The following is a 16686-nucleotide window of genomic DNA, read 5'->3' as shown; positions in this document are numbered from 1 at the left end:
TAGAAAGGAGTGACCACTGTGATTACGAAACAAGACAAAAATCAAGTTCGTAAGAAACGTCATGCACGTGTTCGTACAAAAATCACGGGTACTACTGAACGTCCACGTTTAAATGTATTCCGTTCTAATAAACATTTATACGCACAACTGATTGATGATACTCAAGGTGTTACAATCGCAAGTGCATCCACTATGGATAAAGATTTCAATGGAACAGCTGGAAATGTAGAAGCTGCTAAATTGATTGGTGAAACAATCGCAAAACGCGCTACAGAAAAAAACATCAAATCTGTTGTATTTGACCGTGGCGGTTACTTATATCATGGACGTGTTAAAGCGTTAGCTGAAGCTGCACGTGAAAACGGCTTAGAATTTTAAGAAGAAGGAGGGACATATTTCATGCGTGGTATTGACCCAAACAAACTTGAACTTGAAGAACGCGTAGTAACGATCAACCGTGTTGCTAAAGTTGTAAAAGGTGGACGTCGTTTCCGTTTTACTGCATTAGTAGTTGTCGGTGACAAAGATGGTCATGTAGGATTTGGTACTGGAAAAGCACAAGAAGTTCCAGACGCTATCCGTAAAGCAGTTGAAGACGCGAAGAAAAACTTAATAGAAGTACCTAGAGTTAAAGGAACTACTCCTCACCTAGTTGTAGGACACTTTGGTGCTGGATCTATTCTAGTTAAACCTGCAGCACCTGGTACAGGAGTAATTGCTGGTGGACCTGTTCGTGCGGTACTTGAATTGGCTGGTATTACAGATATTCTTTCTAAATCACTTGGATCTAACACACCAATCAACATGGTACGTGCTACAATCGAAGGTTTAACTCAATTAAAACGTGCTGAAGACGTTGCTAAATTACGTGGTAAATCAGTAGAAGAACTGTTAGGATAAGGGGGGGAAATTACAATGGCAACTAAATTAGAAATTACCCTTACTAGAAGCTTGATTGGTACTAAACCAGCTCAACGCAAAACAGTAGAAGCTCTTGGATTACGTAAAATGCATCAAACAGTTGAGCATCAAGACAATGCAGCTATCCGTGGGATGGTTGGCAAAGTAGCTCACTTAGTAACAACAAAAGAAATTTAAGGTTTATTTTAAGAATAAGGAGGTGCCACCATATGAAACTTCATGAGTTAAAACCATCAGAAGGATCTCGTTCATCGCGTAAGCGTATCGGACGCGGAATCGGTTCTGGAACTGGTAAAACATCAGGTAAAGGTCATAAAGGTCAAAACGCTCGTTCAGGCGGAGGCGTTCGTCCAGGATTTGAGGGCGGTCAAAACCCGTTATTCCGTCGTTTACCAAAACGTGGATTTACGAATATTAATCGTAAAGAATTCGCAATTGTGAACCTTGACACATTAAATCGTTTCGAAGAAGGCACAGAAGTTACACCTGCTTTATTAATCGAAACAGGTGTTGTGAGCAGCGAGAAATCTGGTATCAAGATTCTAGGTAATGGAACACTTGACAAGAAGTTAACTGTAAAAGCTCATAAATTCTCTGCATCAGCAAAAGAAGCAATTGAGAACGCTGGCGGATCAACAGAGGTGGTTTAATGTTTCAAACAATCTCCAACTTTATGCGTGTGAGAGATATTCGAAATAAAATCATTTTTACATTATTGATGTTAATCGTCTTCCGTATCGGTACATTTGTACCTGTACCTTTCGTCGATGCCGATGTGTTAAAACAAACAGACCAAATGGGTTTGATTGGTTTCCTTAATACATTTGGTGGTGGAGCCCTTGCTAACTTTTCTATTTTAGCTATGGGTATCATGCCTTACATCACTGCATCCATTATTGTACAATTACTACAAATGGATGTTGTTCCGAAGTTTACTGAGTGGGCTAAACAAGGTGAAGTCGGAAGACGTAAACTTGCACAATTCACTCGTTACTTCACAATTGTGTTAGCTTTTATTCAAGCGATTGCGATGTCATACGGTTTCAACCGTATGTATAGTGGTTCATTGATAAAAGATGATGGTATATTGACATACTTAGTTATTGCAGTTGTTTTGACAGCCGGGACTGCATTTTTAATGTGGTTAGGAGAGCAAATTACCGCTAAAGGTGTTGGGAATGGTATTTCTATCATTATCTTCGCTGGTATTGTTGCTGCCATTCCAAACGCAGTTAACCAAGTGTACGCACAGCAAATTGAAGGTGCAGGAGATGCGCTGTTTATCAATATTGTAATAGTACTTTTACTTTTATTAGCAATTGTCGCAGTAACAGTTGGAGTAATTTACGTTCAACAAGCGTTGCGTAAAATTCCAATTCAATACGCGAAACGTGTTTCTGGTGCAGCCCAAACTGGTGGTCAACAGACTCACTTGCCTTTAAAAGTTAATGCTGCGGGAGTAATTCCGGTAATCTTTGCCTCAGCGTTTCTTATGGCGCCACAGTCAATCGTATTATTTTTCGGTCAAAACAGTACTACCGAAGCTATTACGAGAGCATTAGATTATACACAACCTATTGGTATGACGATTTATATTGCTTTAATCATTGCATTTACTTACTTCTATGCGTTCATTCAAGTGAATCCAGAGAACGTAGCAGATAATTTGAAAAAGCAAGGTGCGTATATTCCAGGGATTCGTCCAGGGATCAATACACAAAATTATTTAACTAGCGTATTGTATCGATTAACTTTTGTTGGAGCTATATTCTTAGCTATCATTTCAATCATGCCGATGCTATTTGTGAAATATGCGGATCTTCCGCAGTCAGCACAAATTGGCGGAACAAGTTTGTTAATCGTGGTTGGGGTTGCACTCGAAACGATGAAACAGCTAGAATCCCAACTAGTTAAACGTCATTATAAAGGCTTTATGAAATAAGGTAGGTTTTTAGGGACATTGATGTTCCTAAAAATCGACTATATAGTCCTGGGGGGCATTTTCGTATGAATATCGTTTTAATGGGTTTACCTGGTGCTGGTAAAGGTACTCAGGCAGATAAAATTGTTGAGAAGTACGCAATCCCTCATATTTCTACAGGCGATATGTTTCGTGCAGCAATTAAAGATGGTACGGAACTAGGTTTGAAAGCAAAATCGTTTATGGATCAAGGTGCCTTGGTACCCGATGAAGTTACGATTGGTATTGTCCGCGAAAGATTAAGTAAACCAGACTGTGAAAAAGGATTCCTACTTGACGGTTTCCCTCGTACAGTTCCTCAAGCAGAAGCACTTGATGCTTTACTTTCGGAACTTGATAAATCTATCGAGCATGTGCTTAATATTCAAGTAGAACAAGAAGAATTGATTAAACGTCTAACAGGTCGACGCATTTGTAAAGAATGTGGAACTGCTTACCATTTGGTCTTTAATCCACCTGCTAAAGATGGAGTATGTGACAAAGATGGTGGCGAGCTTTATCAACGTGCTGACGATAATCCGGAAACGGTAACTAACCGTCTGGAAGTAAATATGAAGCAAACACAACCTTTGCTTGATTTTTATGAAGACAAAGGTGTTTTATCTAATATAGATGGACAGCAGGATATTAAAGTAGTATTCGCTGATCTTGATGCTCTGTTACAGGGCAGCCGCATATAATTGCCCGGTGCCTGTCGCAGACGACTGAATACCCGGGTAGTATGCAAAGAACGAAAATGTTTTTTTCGAGAGCTGCAAAAGCATATTGCGCCCGGTATACGTTCGGAGGAAAAGAAATGCATCAAAAGCGGGGACTCCCTTGTCCACGTGCATTTATAATACTTACGGGGTATAATGGGTTTCGTGGAAGCATCTGTGTAACGAACGGGTACTATGGAACTCATCCAACACATTCGTACGAACATGTTGACATGAGGGAGAGTCTACTCCGTGGATTGCTAAAAGCGAAACCTTACGAGTGTCTTTCGAACATCTCTCATGATTTCCAAACATATGCTTGAACGAATAGTTTCGTTCTACTAGAGGCTATACTAACAGCAAATTACGTTTGAGTTTTGATGAGAACCTGATTTGTATATAGAAGGGAGACAGGGTTGATGGCGAAAGATGATGTAATTGAAGTCGAAGGAACAGTTGTTGAGACTTTGCCAAACGCGATGTTTAAGGTAGAATTAGAAAACGGTCATACGATACTTGCGCATGTATCGGGTAAAATTCGTATGCATTTCATTCGTATTTTACCTGGAGATAAAGTCACAATTGAACTTTCTCCTTACGATTTAACTCGCGGTCGTATTACGTACCGTTTTAAATAATAATCTTTTGCACTCCGGACTACTAAGGAGGTTAGGTTAGATGAAAGTGAGACCATCTGTGAAACCGATCTGCGAAAAATGTAAGGTAATTCGCCGACGCGGTAAAGTAATGGTAATCTGTGAAAATCCTAAACACAAACAAAGACAAGGATAATAAGAAGGAGGTGCACGACACATATGGCACGTATTGCTGGTGTTGACATTCCACGCGACAAACGCGTTGTTATTGCATTAACATACATTTTCGGAATTGGTAAAACGACTTCTCAAAAAGTATTGGCGGAAGCTGGTATTTCAGAAGAGACACGTGTACGTGATCTTACAGAAGACGAACTAAACAAAATCCGTGAACAAATCGGTGTATACAAAGTAGAAGGTGACCTTCGTCGCGAAGTATCACTAAACATTAAACGTTTGATGGAAATCGGTTCATTCCGTGGTATCCGTCATCGTAGAGGCTTACCAGTACGCGGACAAAATACGAAGAACAATGCACGTACTCGTAAAGGTCCACGTAAAACAGTAGCTAACAAGAAAAAATAATCGGTAAAGGAGGTTTCTTCTTAACATGGCACGTAAACAACAAACACGTAAGCGTCGTGTGAAAAAGAATATCGAATCCGGTATTGCTCACATTCGCTCAACATTTAACAACACTATTGTGACTATCACAGACATGCAAGGAAATGCACTTTCTTGGTCAAGTGCTGGAGCTCTTGGATTTAGAGGTTCTCGTAAATCTACTCCATTTGCTGCACAAATGGCTGCAGAAACAGCTGCAAAGACTTCAATGGAACATGGTATCAAAACTTTAGAAGTAACTGTTAAAGGACCAGGTGCTGGTCGTGAAGCGGCAATCCGCGCACTTCAAGCTGCAGGTCTAGAAGTTACAGCAATTAAAGACGTAACACCAGTACCACATAATGGTTGCCGTCCACCAAAACGTCGTCGCGTTTAATAGGTGATACTCAACTTGTTTGAGAACATCATTTATTGTACAGACTGTGGTTGTATTAACAGCAATCAGTTAACGATCGAATTCATGATGGAAAGAACCTATACATTCGATGTTTTGAGGGAGGGTAAATTGGAATGATCGAAATCGAAAAACCAAAGATTGAAAGTGTAGAAATCAGCGAAAATACCAAGTTTGGTAAATTTGTTGTAGAACCGCTTGAACGTGGCTATGGAAATACTTTGGGAAATTCTTTACGACGCATCCTTCTGTCATCTTTACCAGGAGCTGCAGTTACTTCTATTCAAATTGATGGCGTTTTGCACGAGTTCTCAACTATTGAGGGCGTAGTGGAAGATGTAGCATCTATTATTATGAATGTGAAAAAACTAGCTTTAAAAATCTACTCTGACGAGGAAAAGGTCATTGAGATTGATGTTAAAGGTGAGGGAACGATTACAGCTGCTGACATTACACATGACAGTGACGTAGAAATTTTAAACCCTGAACTTTATATTGCTACAATCGGCAAAAATGGTCATTTCCGCATGCGTATGTACGCAGGTCGAGGCCGTGGCTACACTCCTGCTGTTCAAAACAAACGTGAGGATCTTCCTATCGGCGTAATCCCGATCGACTCTATTTATACTCCAGTTTCACGCGTGAATTTCCAAGTGGAAAATACTCGTGTTGGGCAATTGTCCAACTTCGATAAACTAACACTTGATGTGTGGACAGATGGCAGCACAGGTCCTAAAGAGGCGATTTCTCTTGGAGCAAAAATTCTAACAGAGCACTTGAATATCTTTGTAGGGATGACTGATGAGGCTCAGACTGCTGAAATCATGGTCGAAAAAGAAGAGGATCAAAAAGAAAAAGTTTTAGAGATGACTATTGAAGAACTTGATCTTTCTGTTCGTTCTTATAATTGCTTAAAACGCGCTGGTATTAATACAGTACTTGAGCTTGCAAGCAAATCAGAAGACGATATGATGAAAGTACGAAACCTTGGACGTAAGTCTTTAGAAGAAGTAAGAGCGAAGTTAGATGAGCTTGGTTTAGGATTACGTAAAGAAGACTAAACGGGTTTTGATATAGCGAGACTTGAATTATTCACCAAAGGAGGGAAACATCCATGGGTTACAGAAAACTTGGACGTACAAGTTCTCAACGTAAAGCGATGTTACGTGACTTAACAACTGACTTAATTATCAATGAGCGTATTCAAACTACTGAAGCACGTGCAAAAGAATTACGTTCTGTTGTTGAAAAAATGATCACTTTAGGTAAACGCGGAGATTTACACGCTCGTCGTCAAGCTGCGGCTTACATTCGTCGTGAGGTTGTTGCTTCTACTGATGAAGAAGGTAACGAATCTACAATCTATGCATTACAAAAGTTGTTTGATGATGTAGCACCACGCTATGCTGATCGTCAAGGCGGTTACACTCGTATTATGAAAGCTGGACCTCGTCGCGGAGACGGAGCACCAGTAGTAGTAATTGAGTTAGTTTAATTTAGTTTTTTAGGTGCTCACGCACCCAAAAAGTAAATTAAAGCCTCCGGCGGATGTCACAGATTTTAATTACGCTTGCGCAATTAAAGTTTGGACTCAAATACACCGGGGCGAATTTTATTTACAATTTAACAGGCGTTTTTACGTCTGCCAAATTGAAGAGGGTAATGGTGGTTTACTACCGCCCTCTTCTTTTTCAAACAGATTTATACGACATTATAAAAGCAGAGTGTTATGATGAGCGGGCTTATTGGGATTTTCGAATCCTCAACTAGTAGCGTCTCGTCTAGCTCTACGCACCTCATTTTCCTGATTGGTCTTGAGCAACCAATCTAGAAATAAGTTATAGAAGAGCGCATTTCTCAAAATGAGGTGCGCGCTTTTTTAATTTACCGTAAAATGATGTAAACTATTAGCACAGCTGAGTTGAGCAGAGGAGGTAAAGGATGAAACGCGAAATTATTTCTTTACAGGAAGTTACATTTACATATGCAGAAGAAGATACAGGTGTACGACCTGCTATACAGAATGTCTCATATACAATTAATGATGGTGAATGGGTAGCGATTGTAGGCCATAATGGTTCTGGCAAATCGACATTAGCACGATTAATGAACGGTCTTCTATTTCCTCAGACGGGAACGGTAAGGGTTTTTGGAGAACCGTTAAATGAACAAAATTTATGGGACACTCGGTCTAAAATGGGAATGGTTTTTCAAAATCCAGATAACCAATTTGTTGGAGCAACCGTGCAAGACGATGTTGCGTTTGCTTTAGAAAATAACGGAATCCCATTTGAGGAAATGGTAGAACGTGTACAAGCCTCCTTAGTAAAAGTGAAAATGAGTGACTTTATGAATAGTGAGCCACATCATCTATCTGGAGGACAAAAACAAAGGGTTGCTATAGCTGGAGCTATTGCACTTCAACCAAAGATTTTATTGTTAGATGAGGCAACTTCCATGTTAGATCCACAGGGGAGAGAAGAGGTACTTCAGACTGTGCACCAGCTGAGAAAAGAAACCGACTTAACGGTTATCTCTATTACACATGATTTAGAAGAAGCACTTCTTGCTGATCGTGTAATTGTTATGAATCAAGGGAAGAAGTATGCAGCAGGGTCACCACAAGAAATATTTGAACGAGGTCAAGAGTTAATCGATTTAGGATTAGATTTACCTTTTGCAATGAATATGTCTAGATTATTACGAGCACAAGGTGTGCAAATTGGAGCAGACCACATGTCAGAAGAAGAGTTGGTGAATGATTTATGGACATCTCACTTCAACAAGTAAGTTATGCTTATGCCAAAGATACTCCATTTGAAAAAAGAGCTTTATACGATGTAGATTTACTTATTCCTTCAGGTTCTTATCAAGCCATCATTGGTCATACAGGTTCTGGGAAGTCTACGGTGCTGCAGCACTTAAATGCATTGTTGAAGCCAACAGAAGGAGTTATTCGTATTGGTAGTACGGAAGTAGTTGCAGCTAAAAAGAACAAGAAATTACGAGAGATTAGACAAAAGGTAGGAATCGTTTTTCAATTCCCTGAGCATCAATTATTTGATGAAACGGTTTTAAAGGATATTATGTTTGGACCTATGAACTTTGGGGTGCCAGAAGAAGAAGCAAGACAACGTGCTATAGAATTAGTAAGGCTACTTGGTTTACCAGAAGAGGTTATGGAAAAGTCGCCGTTTGACCTGTCTGGAGGACAAATGCGAAGAGTTGCCATAGCGGGAGTCCTTGCAATGAATCCAGAAGTATTAGTTTTGGATGAACCAACAGCAGGGCTTGACCCAAGAGGGCGTAAGGAAATAATGGAGTTATTTTATCGACTCCATCAAGAAAAAGGTTTAACTACTGTACTCGTAACACATAGCATGGAAGACGCTGCTAGATATGCAGACCGAATTGCTATTATGCACAATGGACAATGTGTGCTGCAAGGGATACCCCAGGAGATATTCTCAGATGAGGATCGTTTAATGGATTATCGTCTAGAATTACCTCAATCTATTAAGTTTCAAAAGAAACTAGAAGAGATGATGGGAAAAAAATTGTCGACACTTTGTTTAACAGAAGAGACTTTAGCTGAAGAACTAGCACGCCTGATGAAAAAGGAGCGTGAAATTTAATGCTTGAAAAAATGATATTTGGGCGTTATATTCCAGGAGATTCTTTTATTCATCGTTTGGATGCTCGTGCCAAGCTTATATTTGTTTTCTTATTTATCATGGTTGTCTTTATTGCAAACAACTGGATTACGTATGGAATATTACTAGTGTTTACTTTTTTGATCATACGATTATCGAAAATTAGGCTTTATTTTTTGATAAACGGATTAAAACCTGTTGTGTTTTTGATTATATTTACGTTCTTATTGCATCTGATTTTTACTCGAGAAGGTTCAATTATTTTTGAATGGAAGTTTATTAAAATTTACGAGGAAGGGCTAAAGCAAGGGATATTCATATCTATACGCTTTACCGTACTCGTTGTTTTAACGTCTATTCTCACATTAACTACAACGCCTATTTCAATTACAGATGCATTAGAAACTTTATTGAACCCATTAAAAAAGTGGAAGCTACCTGTACATGAGTTGGCTCTTATGATGTCAATTTCGTTAAGATTTATACCAACTTTAATGGATGAGACAGATAAGATTATGAAAGCTCAAATGGCGAGAGGATCTGATATGACAACGGGTAGTATGAAGGAGAGAATGAATGCAATCGTTCCACTTCTAATACCTTTGTTTGTAAGCGCATTTAAACGTGCAGAGGATTTAGCAACTGCAATGGAAGTAAGAGGCTATAAAGGCGGCGAGGGACGTACTAGGTACAGAAAGCTAGAATGGGCTACGAGAGACACGTTAATCATCCTGTCGCTCGTCGTACTTGCTGCAATACTGGTTTACTTTAGAAAATGATTAAGAGGTGTTAACGTGAGACTTCGAGCGATTATTAGTTATGATGGCAGTCAGTTTTCTGGTTATCAGGTTCAACCGGGAAAACGAACTGTTCAATTGGAAATAGAACGTGTCCTAGAAACAATTCATAAAGGCGCCGTTGTTAAAATTGTTGCAAGTGGAAGAACAGATGCTGGCGTTCATGCAACAGGACAAGTTATTCACTTTGATAGCCCGTTAACATTTCCGTTAGATCGTTGGTGTACCGCTTTAAATGTTCAACTACCTGGAGATATTCGAATATTATCGGTAGAACAGGTATCTGATGATTTTCATGCCCGATACCATGCTATTGGAAAGACTTATCGTTATATTTGGTCACTTAGTGAAATACATAGTCCATTTGAGCGTGACTTTTCCGTACATGCTGACCGATACAAACCAGATATCGCATCGATGCAAGAAGCTGCTCAACATTTGTTGGGTACTCATGATTTTTCAAGTTTTTGTGCAGCTAAAACGAATGTAAATGATTTTGTGAGAACTATTTATTCTATTAACTTTGAAATGAAGAAAGAAACACAACAACTCCATATGGTTATTAGTGGAAGTGGCTTTTTATATAATATGGTGCGTATTATTGCAGGTACATTATGGGAAGTAGGTATTCGAAAAAAAAGTGTGGAAAGTCTTTCGGAAATCCTCTTGTCGTGTTCTCGAAAGGAAGCAGGGAAAACCGCTCCAGCACACGGTTTATACCTCGAAAAAGTAGCTTACGATGAATGAAACAACATCACCAGGTGTTTTACGGAAAATGCTTGACTAATTGTTACATTCGAGGTATGATGATGTATGGTATTTCTTAACCCCACAATATAAGCCCCGAAACTTATTGGTATGAGGATATAGAAAATTTTAGATCGATTATGATTGAATTAGGAGGACAAAATACATGCGTACAACATTCATGGCTAAAGGTCACGAAGTAGAACGTAAATGGTTAGTAGTAGACGCTGAAGGCCAAACTCTTGGTCGTCTAGCTTCAGAAGTTGCAGCTATTTTACGTGGTAAAAACAAACCAACATTCACACCGAACGTTGACACAGGTGATCATGTGATCATTCTTAATGCAGAAAAAATTCATTTAACTGGGAACAAGTTAAATGACAAAATTTACTACCGTCACACTCAATTCTCAGGTGGACTTAAACAACGTACAGCTTTAGAAATGCGTACTAAGTACCCAACGAAAATGCTTGAGTTAGCAATTAAAGGAATGCTTCCTAAAAACTCTTTAGGACGTCAAATGTTCAGCAAGCTTCACGTTTATACTGGAGCAGAACACCCACATGCAGCACAGAAACCAGAAGCATACGAGCTTCGCGGATAATAATTAAGAGGAGGACATTCACTTGGCACAAGTTCAATATATCGGCACTGGTCGCCGTAAAAGTTCAGTAGCACGTGTGCGTTTAGTACCGGGCGAAGGAAATATCGTTATCAACAAACGTGACGTAGCAGATTACGTACCATACGAAACTTTACGTGAAATCATTAAACAACCATTAGTAACTACTCAAACTTTAGGTAGCTACGATGTACACGTAAACGTTAATGGTGGTGGATTCACAGGACAAGCAGGAGCAATCCGTCATGGTATTGCACGTGCACTACTTACAGTAGATCCTGATTTCCGTCCAGCATTGAAATCAGCAGGATTCTTAACGCGTGATCCACGTATGAAAGAACGTAAAAAACCAGGACTTAAAGGCGCTCGTCGTGCACCTCAGTTCTCAAAACGTTAATATTAAATTATCAGTTCAAAGCATTTCTCGAGATTTCTCGGGGAGTGCTTTTTTTGTTTGGTCATGCGAGAAATATAGACGGTTGTCAAAATGTTTAAAAAGTAATTGTATGTCTATTTTGAGAGGTGTATATTTAGAAAATAATTATAAAGGAGGAGCGAAAATGGATCTTACCTCACAAAGATTAGTATTTCGTTTGTATGAGGCGAATGACTTTGACTTTTTATATTCAATGTTAAATGATTCGGAGATGATGAAGTACATAGGGAATGGCGATACGCGAAATACAGAAGAAGCACTTGCTTTTTTAGAAAGGATTCAGAGTCACTATAAGCAAAACGAAGAGTTTGGCTTAAAATTACTCGTTCGAAAAGAGGATGGGATTCCAATAGGACACGCTGGAATAATTCCTCAACAAATTGACGGAAAAGAAGAGCTAGAAATTGGTTATTGGATTGCAAAAGAATTCTGGGGTAATGGGTATGCAACAGAAGCAGCTAAAGCATTGCTTAATCGTGCAACCAATCAGTTAGGTATACATCGTCTAATCTCTCTTATTCAGACGGACAACACAAGATCTGGTCGTGTAGCCATCAAAAATGGTATGCAATTAGAAAAAGAAATAATTTTAAAAGGCAAGTCGGTTAGTTTGTATACATATAAAAGTCAGTAATGATTTATAAAGAAGAAGAGGGAATGTATGAGAAGTAAATTTAATGCTGTGACGGGCACGATACTTGTTAGTATTTTTATTGCGCGTTTTGGAACGTTTTTAGTTTTGCCTTATTTAACGCTATTTTTGCTCGAGGACTTTCATTATTCGGGCGTGCAAATTGGAACGATTATATCGACACTGGCTCTATCTAATTTAGTGATGAGTTTTTTTGTAGGACCATATATTGATAAGTATCCTAAGAACAAAGTCATAATGGTAGGACTCCTTGGATATTTAGTTTGCTATTTTTATTTCCCTTTCATCGATTATTATGCAGGGTTTTTAGGATTTGCTGTTTTGCTTGGTGCGAGTCAGGCAGTTGTGGAACCTACTTACCGTGTATTACTGAGTCTATATACAGAACCAGAAAATCGTCGATTAATATTTAATATCCGCTACTTTTTGATTAATATATCTGCTGCAGTTGCCCCGCTGATTTCTGTTTATTTCCAAAAGTATGGAATGGTAAATCTATTTTTTATTGTTGGACTTATTTTCTTATTAAACATATTAACATTTGTCTTTATATTTAATAAGTACCCTCTGAAACAGGAACCTATTAGTTTAACGAAGCCTTCAATATTTCATTCGTTTCATGTCTTTAAAAGGGATACAAGTTTTTCGATTTTTGTGTTGGCATTAATCTTTATTAGTTTTGGTTACAGTCAGTTTGACTCTACTTTTAGTCAACACATAGGGAAGTCTTTTGACCATGAACTAGCAATAAAATATTTCGCGTGGCTTATAACAACAAATGCTATTACCGTATTAGTCATTCAGTACTTTGTCTATAAGCTAGGAGAATTGATAAGCACGACTACTTCCTTAATGATTGGAAGTGGGTTATTGTCAATTGGATTATTTTTCTTTGGGCAGAGTGACTTAATATTGTGGTTAATGGTTGCTATGGTTATTTTTACAGCTGGAGAAGTATTAGTATTTACTATGGTTGATATTCATTTAGATGGAATGTGTGAGGATCATGAGAAGGGTACTTATTTTGCCCTTTCAGGTGTAAAGTCTGTCGGTCGAATAGCTGGTCCTAGTTTGGGTGGTTTTCTGTTGGATACGATGAGCGGTGGCGCAATGGTGTTCATCATCATTTCACTTATCACGTTATTAGCTATTCCATCGTTCTATTACAGTTCAAAAATACGTGGACAATTCTAATCATACTCTTTGTCCCTCATACGTATAATGAGTGAAAAAGGAGCGATGAACCTGAAAAAGTGGCTAATTATCTTTGTTTTGTTTTTGATATCCCTTCTTGCAGTTGTGTATGGAACAAAAGCTAGTGACATTGGTTTTTTCTTGCCTGAACCAATGAGTGGAGTGAAGATTGTCATTGATCCAGGGCATGGAGGGATTGATGGTGGAGCTAGTAGTGGCGATACAGTTGAACGAGATATTACGCTAGCTATGTCCCTAAAACTAGAGAAAAAGTTGAAGTCGCAGGGTGCAACAGTGGTCATGACACGAAGTAAGGAAGGTGATGCAATTGCAGAACATAGACCCGATGAGGATTTCCCTACTACGAGGGCTAGAAAGGTTGCCGACCTATTATTGCGTGAAGAAATTATGAATAACTCAGAGGCAGACTTAGTCATTAGCTTGCATGTGAATGCAGTTCCAGAGGAAAGATGGAGAGGGGCTCAAGTCTTTTATCATGCAGACGGACACGCAGGTGGAGAGTTATTAGCTAAATCTATACAAGGGTCCATTCGAGAAAAAATCGGAAACACAGAGCGGGAAGCACTGGCGATTAAACAGGTATATATATTGAAGAAAGCAAATGCACCTGCAGTATTAGTAGAAACAGGCTTTTTAAGTAATAATGAAGAGCGAGAATTATTGAAGTCTGAAAAGTACCAGAAGGAAATGGTAGAAGCTATATCTGAAGGTGTAATTGAATTTGTTGAGGATAATATTTACTAAGACAATGTAACGTATTGTAGACACTCTATTATGGTATACTATAAGGCGAATAGTTAAACTTAAGGGGAGTGTCTACAGATGATTAATGAGCAACAAGTTCGTACTTTGCTAGGAGCATTAAACGACCCATTTTTACATAGAACACTAGAAGAAACGAATGGGATTTCAGAAGTGTCTATTAAAGAAGAGAAAAATCATGTAAGTGTAAAGCTAGCTATAGCTAAAATAAATTCAGCAGAACAAATGCAACTACAAGGAAAAGTTGTAGAAGTCTTGAAAGAAGCAGGCGCTGCAACTGTAGGTATTCGTTTTGAAGAGCTACCAAAAGAAGTACTGGAGCAGTTTCGAGGGAAAACAAAAGAAAGTGACAACGAAAATCTTCTCTCTCCAACTAGTAAAGTGAAAATTATTTCTATAGCATCTGGAAAAGGCGGTGTTGGTAAATCTACTGTTTCAGTGAACCTAGCGGTTGCGCTTGCTCGTTTAGGTAAAAAAGTAGGGCTTGTAGATGCTGATATTTATGGGTTTAGTGTACCTGATATGATGGGCGTAAAAGACATTCCGCAGATTATAGAGGACCGTATTATTCCTGTAGAACGTAAAGGTGTCAAAGTAATCTCTATGGGCTTCTTTGTAGAGAACAATACACCAGTTGTATGGCGCGGACCAATGCTTGGAAAAGTACTAGACCAATTCTTCAAAGATGTTGAATGGGGAGAATTAGACTTTCTGCTCTTAGATTTACCACCAGGTACTGGAGATGTCGCTTTAGATATTCACCAAATGCTACCGACATCGAAAGAAATCGTAGTAACAACACCGCATCCAACAGCTGCATTTGTTGCAGCAAGAGCAGGTGCAATGGCACTTCAAACTGATCACGAAATTCTTGGAGTAATCGAAAATATGTCGTGGTATGAATCAAAATCCACAGGAGAAAAAGAATTTGTATTTGGTAAAGGTGGAGGACCGAAGCTTGCAGAGGAATTACGTACAGAATTACTAGGACAACTTCCATTAGGGCAGCCAGACTGGAATGACATCGATTTTGCTCCATCTGTTTATGAAGAAACACATAATACTGGAAAAATTTATTTAGATATTGCGCAAAAAGTTATAGAAAAAGCATAAGAAAGAGGCCGTTTCCAAAGAGGAGCGGCCTATTTTTCTTCTTCTTCTTTCTTCTTATCTTCCTCAGATGAACCAGCAGCTCCTCCTCCTTCAGATCCGCCCCCAGCTTTTTCAGTTTTACCCCCAGCTTCCTCCACTAATTTCTGCCACTTAGCTTGCAGTACCGGACTTTTGATAGTTTCTTCTACAACCTTTTGCATTTCTTTTCTCATATCGCTGGATTCCAATACTTTAGCTAATTCTTTTTTCATCTCAGCTGAACTAAAAAAGGTCTCTAAATCCTTTAAATAATTTGGATCCTTCATTAAGGCTTTCATTAATTCCTCTTGCTGCTTTACCATACTCTTTGCCATTGTCTCTGAAAACTTTGGATCTGAATAAACTTCCTTCCAAAAGTCCTCAGCTTCTTTTGAAAGCATTGTCTGTTCAACAGATGTCTTTACTTGTTCACTGTCTAATACTAGGAGTTCTTTGAATTGAGGATCTGACAATAATGTCCGAATTGCTTTTTTTCCATCCTCGGTTTGCAGAGCATCAATGAACATTTTCTTATTCTCCTCATAAGAAGGCTGAGTAGCAGGAGAACTACAACTAGCGAGAAGTCCAAGACTCAATAATAAAAGAGCAAAGTATTTCATATCCGTCACCGTCCTTTCGATTATTGTTCACATTTGGTTAGGAAATATGTATAGTCAGTAGGAAGAAATAGATTTTTCATAAAAGGCTTGTTACAATTTATACTTATAAAGGAAATAGAAAAGATGGAGGAAATCTTGCAGTGACTATTCGAAATTGGTTTAAATTCTTTCTAAATGCCTTGCTAATCGGTGGTTTAGTAACAGGTGTTTTTGGTTTATTTATACGTTGGGATGATGCTTTTTCACAATACTTTGAAGCAGGACAATGGGGAGAGTTCTTAGCTGCATTTGCGTTTATGGTAGTAATGGGCTTTACAATTAGTGTAATTGCTCAAATGGGTTACTTTGCCTATTTAACAATTCACCAAATGGGTGTAAATATTTTTAGGACCCTTACTCTGTGGAACTGGGTGCAGTTATTGATTATTGCATTTGTTATATTTGATTTAATTATGTTTCGTTTTAGACCAAATGCAGAAACAACCGGACAAATATGGTTATACGTTATCTTACTTACAGTATTAATCATTACCTCAGTAGTAGTGGCAATTGTTAAAGCGAATCTTACGAAAAAGCACGCACTTATATCTGCTTTATTTTTCATGATAGTTATCTCAACCTTAGAGTGGCTTCCGGTACTAATGGTACGAGCGGATAATGTAGATAGTTGGGTTACATTATTATTGTTCCCGATTTTAGCGGTTAATGCATATCAATTACTGGCGCTGCCAAAATATAACGCTAAGTCTGAGGTCGATCGTTTGAAGTTGGAAGAACGTAGAAAAAACAGAAGAGAAGCAGCATCTGCTAAGAACTAATAAAAGTTGCTCTGACTAC

At 38.6% G+C, this 16686-nt stretch carries 24 protein-coding genes; 23 read left to right on the top strand and 1 reads right to left on the bottom strand.

Features of this window, described 5'->3' with window-relative positions; all coding sequences use genetic code 11:
* The first annotated feature begins 18 nt into the window (after window positions 1-18).
* From rplR to MKY60_RS19930, 22 genes are all read left to right on the top strand, one after another.
* Entirely contained in the window at window positions 19-378 is a 360-nt protein-coding gene (rplR, locus tag MKY60_RS20035) for a 50S ribosomal protein L18 (protein ID WP_090567859.1), read from the top strand.
* A gap of 21 nt (window positions 379-399) precedes the next feature.
* Window positions 400-900, top strand: a complete 501-nt coding sequence (gene rpsE / locus MKY60_RS20030; protein ID WP_090567863.1) for a 30S ribosomal protein S5 — start codon at window positions 400-402, stop codon at window positions 898-900.
* A gap of 15 nt (window positions 901-915) precedes the next feature.
* Complete coding sequence (rpmD, locus tag MKY60_RS20025; RefSeq protein WP_090567866.1) at window positions 916-1098, top strand: 50S ribosomal protein L30; 183 nt, start codon at window positions 916-918, stop codon at window positions 1096-1098.
* A gap of 32 nt (window positions 1099-1130) precedes the next feature.
* Window positions 1131-1571 (top strand): 50S ribosomal protein L15, encoded by a 441-nt coding sequence (rplO, locus tag MKY60_RS20020; RefSeq protein ID WP_090567869.1) that lies wholly within the window; start codon window positions 1131-1133, stop codon window positions 1569-1571.
* Window positions 1571-2863: a preprotein translocase subunit SecY gene (secY, locus tag MKY60_RS20015; RefSeq protein WP_090567873.1), complete on the top strand. Its 1293-nt coding sequence runs from the start codon at window positions 1571-1573 to the stop codon at window positions 2861-2863. The genes rplO and secY overlap by 1 nt, the downstream gene beginning before the upstream one ends.
* A 65-nt stretch (window positions 2864-2928) precedes the next feature.
* Window positions 2929-3582, top strand: coding sequence for an adenylate kinase (locus MKY60_RS20010; protein ID WP_090567876.1), 654 nt, complete (start codon window positions 2929-2931; stop codon window positions 3580-3582).
* A 437-nt stretch (window positions 3583-4019) separates the two neighbouring features.
* Entirely contained in the window at window positions 4020-4238 is a 219-nt protein-coding gene (gene infA / locus MKY60_RS20005; RefSeq protein ID WP_016429904.1) for a translation initiation factor IF-1, read from the top strand.
* A 40-nt stretch (window positions 4239-4278) separates the two neighbouring features.
* Window positions 4279-4392, top strand: a complete 114-nt coding sequence (gene rpmJ, locus MKY60_RS20000) for a 50S ribosomal protein L36 (protein ID WP_003247619.1) — start codon at window positions 4279-4281, stop codon at window positions 4390-4392.
* A gap of 23 nt (window positions 4393-4415) precedes the next feature.
* Complete coding sequence (gene rpsM / locus MKY60_RS19995; RefSeq protein ID WP_090567879.1) at window positions 4416-4781, top strand: 30S ribosomal protein S13; 366 nt, start codon at window positions 4416-4418, stop codon at window positions 4779-4781.
* A 25-nt stretch (window positions 4782-4806) separates the two neighbouring features.
* Window positions 4807-5196: a 30S ribosomal protein S11 gene (rpsK, locus tag MKY60_RS19990; protein ID WP_090567882.1), complete on the top strand. Its 390-nt coding sequence runs from the start codon at window positions 4807-4809 to the stop codon at window positions 5194-5196.
* 134 nt (window positions 5197-5330) lie between these two features.
* The gene (locus tag MKY60_RS19985; RefSeq protein WP_090567885.1) at window positions 5331-6275 is read left to right on the top strand and encodes a DNA-directed RNA polymerase subunit alpha; all 945 of its coding nucleotides are present in this window, start codon (window positions 5331-5333) and stop codon (window positions 6273-6275) included.
* Window positions 6276-6328: 53 nt separating this feature from the next.
* The gene (rplQ, locus tag MKY60_RS19980; protein ID WP_090567888.1) at window positions 6329-6709 is read left to right on the top strand and encodes a 50S ribosomal protein L17; all 381 of its coding nucleotides are present in this window, start codon (window positions 6329-6331) and stop codon (window positions 6707-6709) included.
* 446 nt (window positions 6710-7155) lie between these two features.
* Complete coding sequence (locus MKY60_RS19975) at window positions 7156-8004, top strand: energy-coupling factor ABC transporter ATP-binding protein (RefSeq protein ID WP_093495437.1); 849 nt, start codon at window positions 7156-7158, stop codon at window positions 8002-8004.
* Entirely contained in the window at window positions 7980-8849 is an 870-nt protein-coding gene (locus tag MKY60_RS19970) for an energy-coupling factor ABC transporter ATP-binding protein (RefSeq protein ID WP_093495436.1), read from the top strand. The genes MKY60_RS19975 and MKY60_RS19970 overlap by 25 nt, the downstream gene beginning before the upstream one ends.
* Window positions 8849-9646: an energy-coupling factor transporter transmembrane component T family protein gene (locus tag MKY60_RS19965; protein ID WP_090567897.1), complete on the top strand. Its 798-nt coding sequence runs from the start codon at window positions 8849-8851 to the stop codon at window positions 9644-9646. Before MKY60_RS19970 ends, MKY60_RS19965 begins: the two co-directional genes overlap by 1 nt.
* 15 nt (window positions 9647-9661) lie before the next feature.
* The gene (truA, locus tag MKY60_RS19960; protein WP_093495435.1) at window positions 9662-10411 is read left to right on the top strand and encodes a tRNA pseudouridine(38-40) synthase TruA; all 750 of its coding nucleotides are present in this window, start codon (window positions 9662-9664) and stop codon (window positions 10409-10411) included.
* A gap of 166 nt (window positions 10412-10577) precedes the next feature.
* Window positions 10578-11015: a 50S ribosomal protein L13 gene (gene rplM / locus MKY60_RS19955; protein ID WP_090567905.1), complete on the top strand. Its 438-nt coding sequence runs from the start codon at window positions 10578-10580 to the stop codon at window positions 11013-11015.
* 22 nt (window positions 11016-11037) lie between these two features.
* Window positions 11038-11430, top strand: coding sequence for a 30S ribosomal protein S9 (gene rpsI, locus MKY60_RS19950; protein ID WP_090567909.1), 393 nt, complete (start codon window positions 11038-11040; stop codon window positions 11428-11430).
* A 163-nt stretch (window positions 11431-11593) separates the two neighbouring features.
* Window positions 11594-12103, top strand: a complete 510-nt coding sequence (locus MKY60_RS19945; protein WP_269915781.1) for a GNAT family N-acetyltransferase — start codon at window positions 11594-11596, stop codon at window positions 12101-12103.
* Between the two features lie 27 nt (window positions 12104-12130).
* Entirely contained in the window at window positions 12131-13315 is a 1185-nt protein-coding gene (locus MKY60_RS19940; protein ID WP_093495433.1) for an MFS transporter, read from the top strand.
* Between the two features lie 51 nt (window positions 13316-13366).
* Complete coding sequence (locus MKY60_RS19935) at window positions 13367-14080, top strand: N-acetylmuramoyl-L-alanine amidase (protein ID WP_090567958.1); 714 nt, start codon at window positions 13367-13369, stop codon at window positions 14078-14080.
* 78 nt (window positions 14081-14158) lie between these two features.
* The gene (locus MKY60_RS19930) at window positions 14159-15211 is read left to right on the top strand and encodes an Mrp/NBP35 family ATP-binding protein (RefSeq protein ID WP_090567917.1); all 1053 of its coding nucleotides are present in this window, start codon (window positions 14159-14161) and stop codon (window positions 15209-15211) included.
* A gap of 29 nt (window positions 15212-15240) precedes the next feature.
* Here the strand turns inward: MKY60_RS19930 and gerD are convergent, their stop codons facing one another.
* Window positions 15241-15849, bottom strand: a complete 609-nt coding sequence (gene gerD, locus MKY60_RS19925) for a spore germination lipoprotein GerD (RefSeq protein WP_093495432.1) — start codon at window positions 15847-15849, stop codon at window positions 15241-15243.
* A 140-nt stretch (window positions 15850-15989) separates the two neighbouring features.
* Here gerD and MKY60_RS19920 point away from each other — a divergent pair, with 140 nt between their 5' ends.
* Entirely contained in the window at window positions 15990-16667 is a 678-nt protein-coding gene (locus MKY60_RS19920; protein WP_090567926.1) for a KinB-signaling pathway activation protein, read from the top strand.
* Window positions 16668-16686 lie beyond the last annotated feature (19 nt).

The organism is Psychrobacillus sp. FSL K6-1415, from assembly GCF_038003185.1.
GTDB classification, from domain to species: domain Bacteria; phylum Bacillota; class Bacilli; order Bacillales_A; family Planococcaceae; genus Psychrobacillus; species Psychrobacillus psychrodurans.
This window is presented reverse-complemented; position numbering and strand designations above follow the sequence as displayed.

What these genes read in the sequence shown, in the direction of transcription:
- rpsE (WP_090567863.1), top strand. Translation starts at nt 400, where the DNA reads ATGCGTGGTATTGACCCAAACAAACTTGAACTTGAAGAACGCGTAGTA.
- rpmD (WP_090567866.1), top strand. Translation starts at nt 916, where the DNA reads ATGGCAACTAAATTAGAAATTACCCTTACTAGAAGCTTGATTGGTACT.
- rplO (WP_090567869.1), top strand. Translation starts at nt 1,131, where the DNA reads ATGAAACTTCATGAGTTAAAACCATCAGAAGGATCTCGTTCATCGCGT.
- secY (WP_090567873.1), top strand. Translation starts at nt 1,571, where the DNA reads ATGTTTCAAACAATCTCCAACTTTATGCGTGTGAGAGATATTCGAAAT.
- MKY60_RS20010 (WP_090567876.1), top strand. Translation starts at nt 2,929, where the DNA reads ATGAATATCGTTTTAATGGGTTTACCTGGTGCTGGTAAAGGTACTCAG.
- infA (WP_016429904.1), top strand. Translation starts at nt 4,020, where the DNA reads ATGGCGAAAGATGATGTAATTGAAGTCGAAGGAACAGTTGTTGAGACT.
- rpmJ (WP_003247619.1), top strand. Translation starts at nt 4,279, where the DNA reads ATGAAAGTGAGACCATCTGTGAAACCGATCTGCGAAAAATGTAAGGTA.
- rpsM (WP_090567879.1), top strand. Translation starts at nt 4,416, where the DNA reads ATGGCACGTATTGCTGGTGTTGACATTCCACGCGACAAACGCGTTGTT.
- rpsK (WP_090567882.1), top strand. Translation starts at nt 4,807, where the DNA reads ATGGCACGTAAACAACAAACACGTAAGCGTCGTGTGAAAAAGAATATC.
- MKY60_RS19985 (WP_090567885.1), top strand. Translation starts at nt 5,331, where the DNA reads ATGATCGAAATCGAAAAACCAAAGATTGAAAGTGTAGAAATCAGCGAA.
- rplQ (WP_090567888.1), top strand. Translation starts at nt 6,329, where the DNA reads ATGGGTTACAGAAAACTTGGACGTACAAGTTCTCAACGTAAAGCGATG.
- MKY60_RS19975 (WP_093495437.1), top strand. Translation starts at nt 7,156, where the DNA reads ATGAAACGCGAAATTATTTCTTTACAGGAAGTTACATTTACATATGCA.
- MKY60_RS19970 (WP_093495436.1), top strand. Translation starts at nt 7,980, where the DNA reads ATGGACATCTCACTTCAACAAGTAAGTTATGCTTATGCCAAAGATACT.
- MKY60_RS19965 (WP_090567897.1), top strand. Translation starts at nt 8,849, where the DNA reads ATGCTTGAAAAAATGATATTTGGGCGTTATATTCCAGGAGATTCTTTT.
- rplM (WP_090567905.1), top strand. Translation starts at nt 10,578, where the DNA reads ATGCGTACAACATTCATGGCTAAAGGTCACGAAGTAGAACGTAAATGG.
- MKY60_RS19945 (WP_269915781.1), top strand. Translation starts at nt 11,594, where the DNA reads ATGGATCTTACCTCACAAAGATTAGTATTTCGTTTGTATGAGGCGAAT.
- MKY60_RS19940 (WP_093495433.1), top strand. Translation starts at nt 12,131, where the DNA reads ATGAGAAGTAAATTTAATGCTGTGACGGGCACGATACTTGTTAGTATT.
- MKY60_RS19930 (WP_090567917.1), top strand. Translation starts at nt 14,159, where the DNA reads ATGATTAATGAGCAACAAGTTCGTACTTTGCTAGGAGCATTAAACGAC.
- gerD (WP_093495432.1), bottom strand. Translation starts at nt 15,849, where the DNA reads ATGAAATACTTTGCTCTTTTATTATTGAGTCTTGGACTTCTCGCTAGT.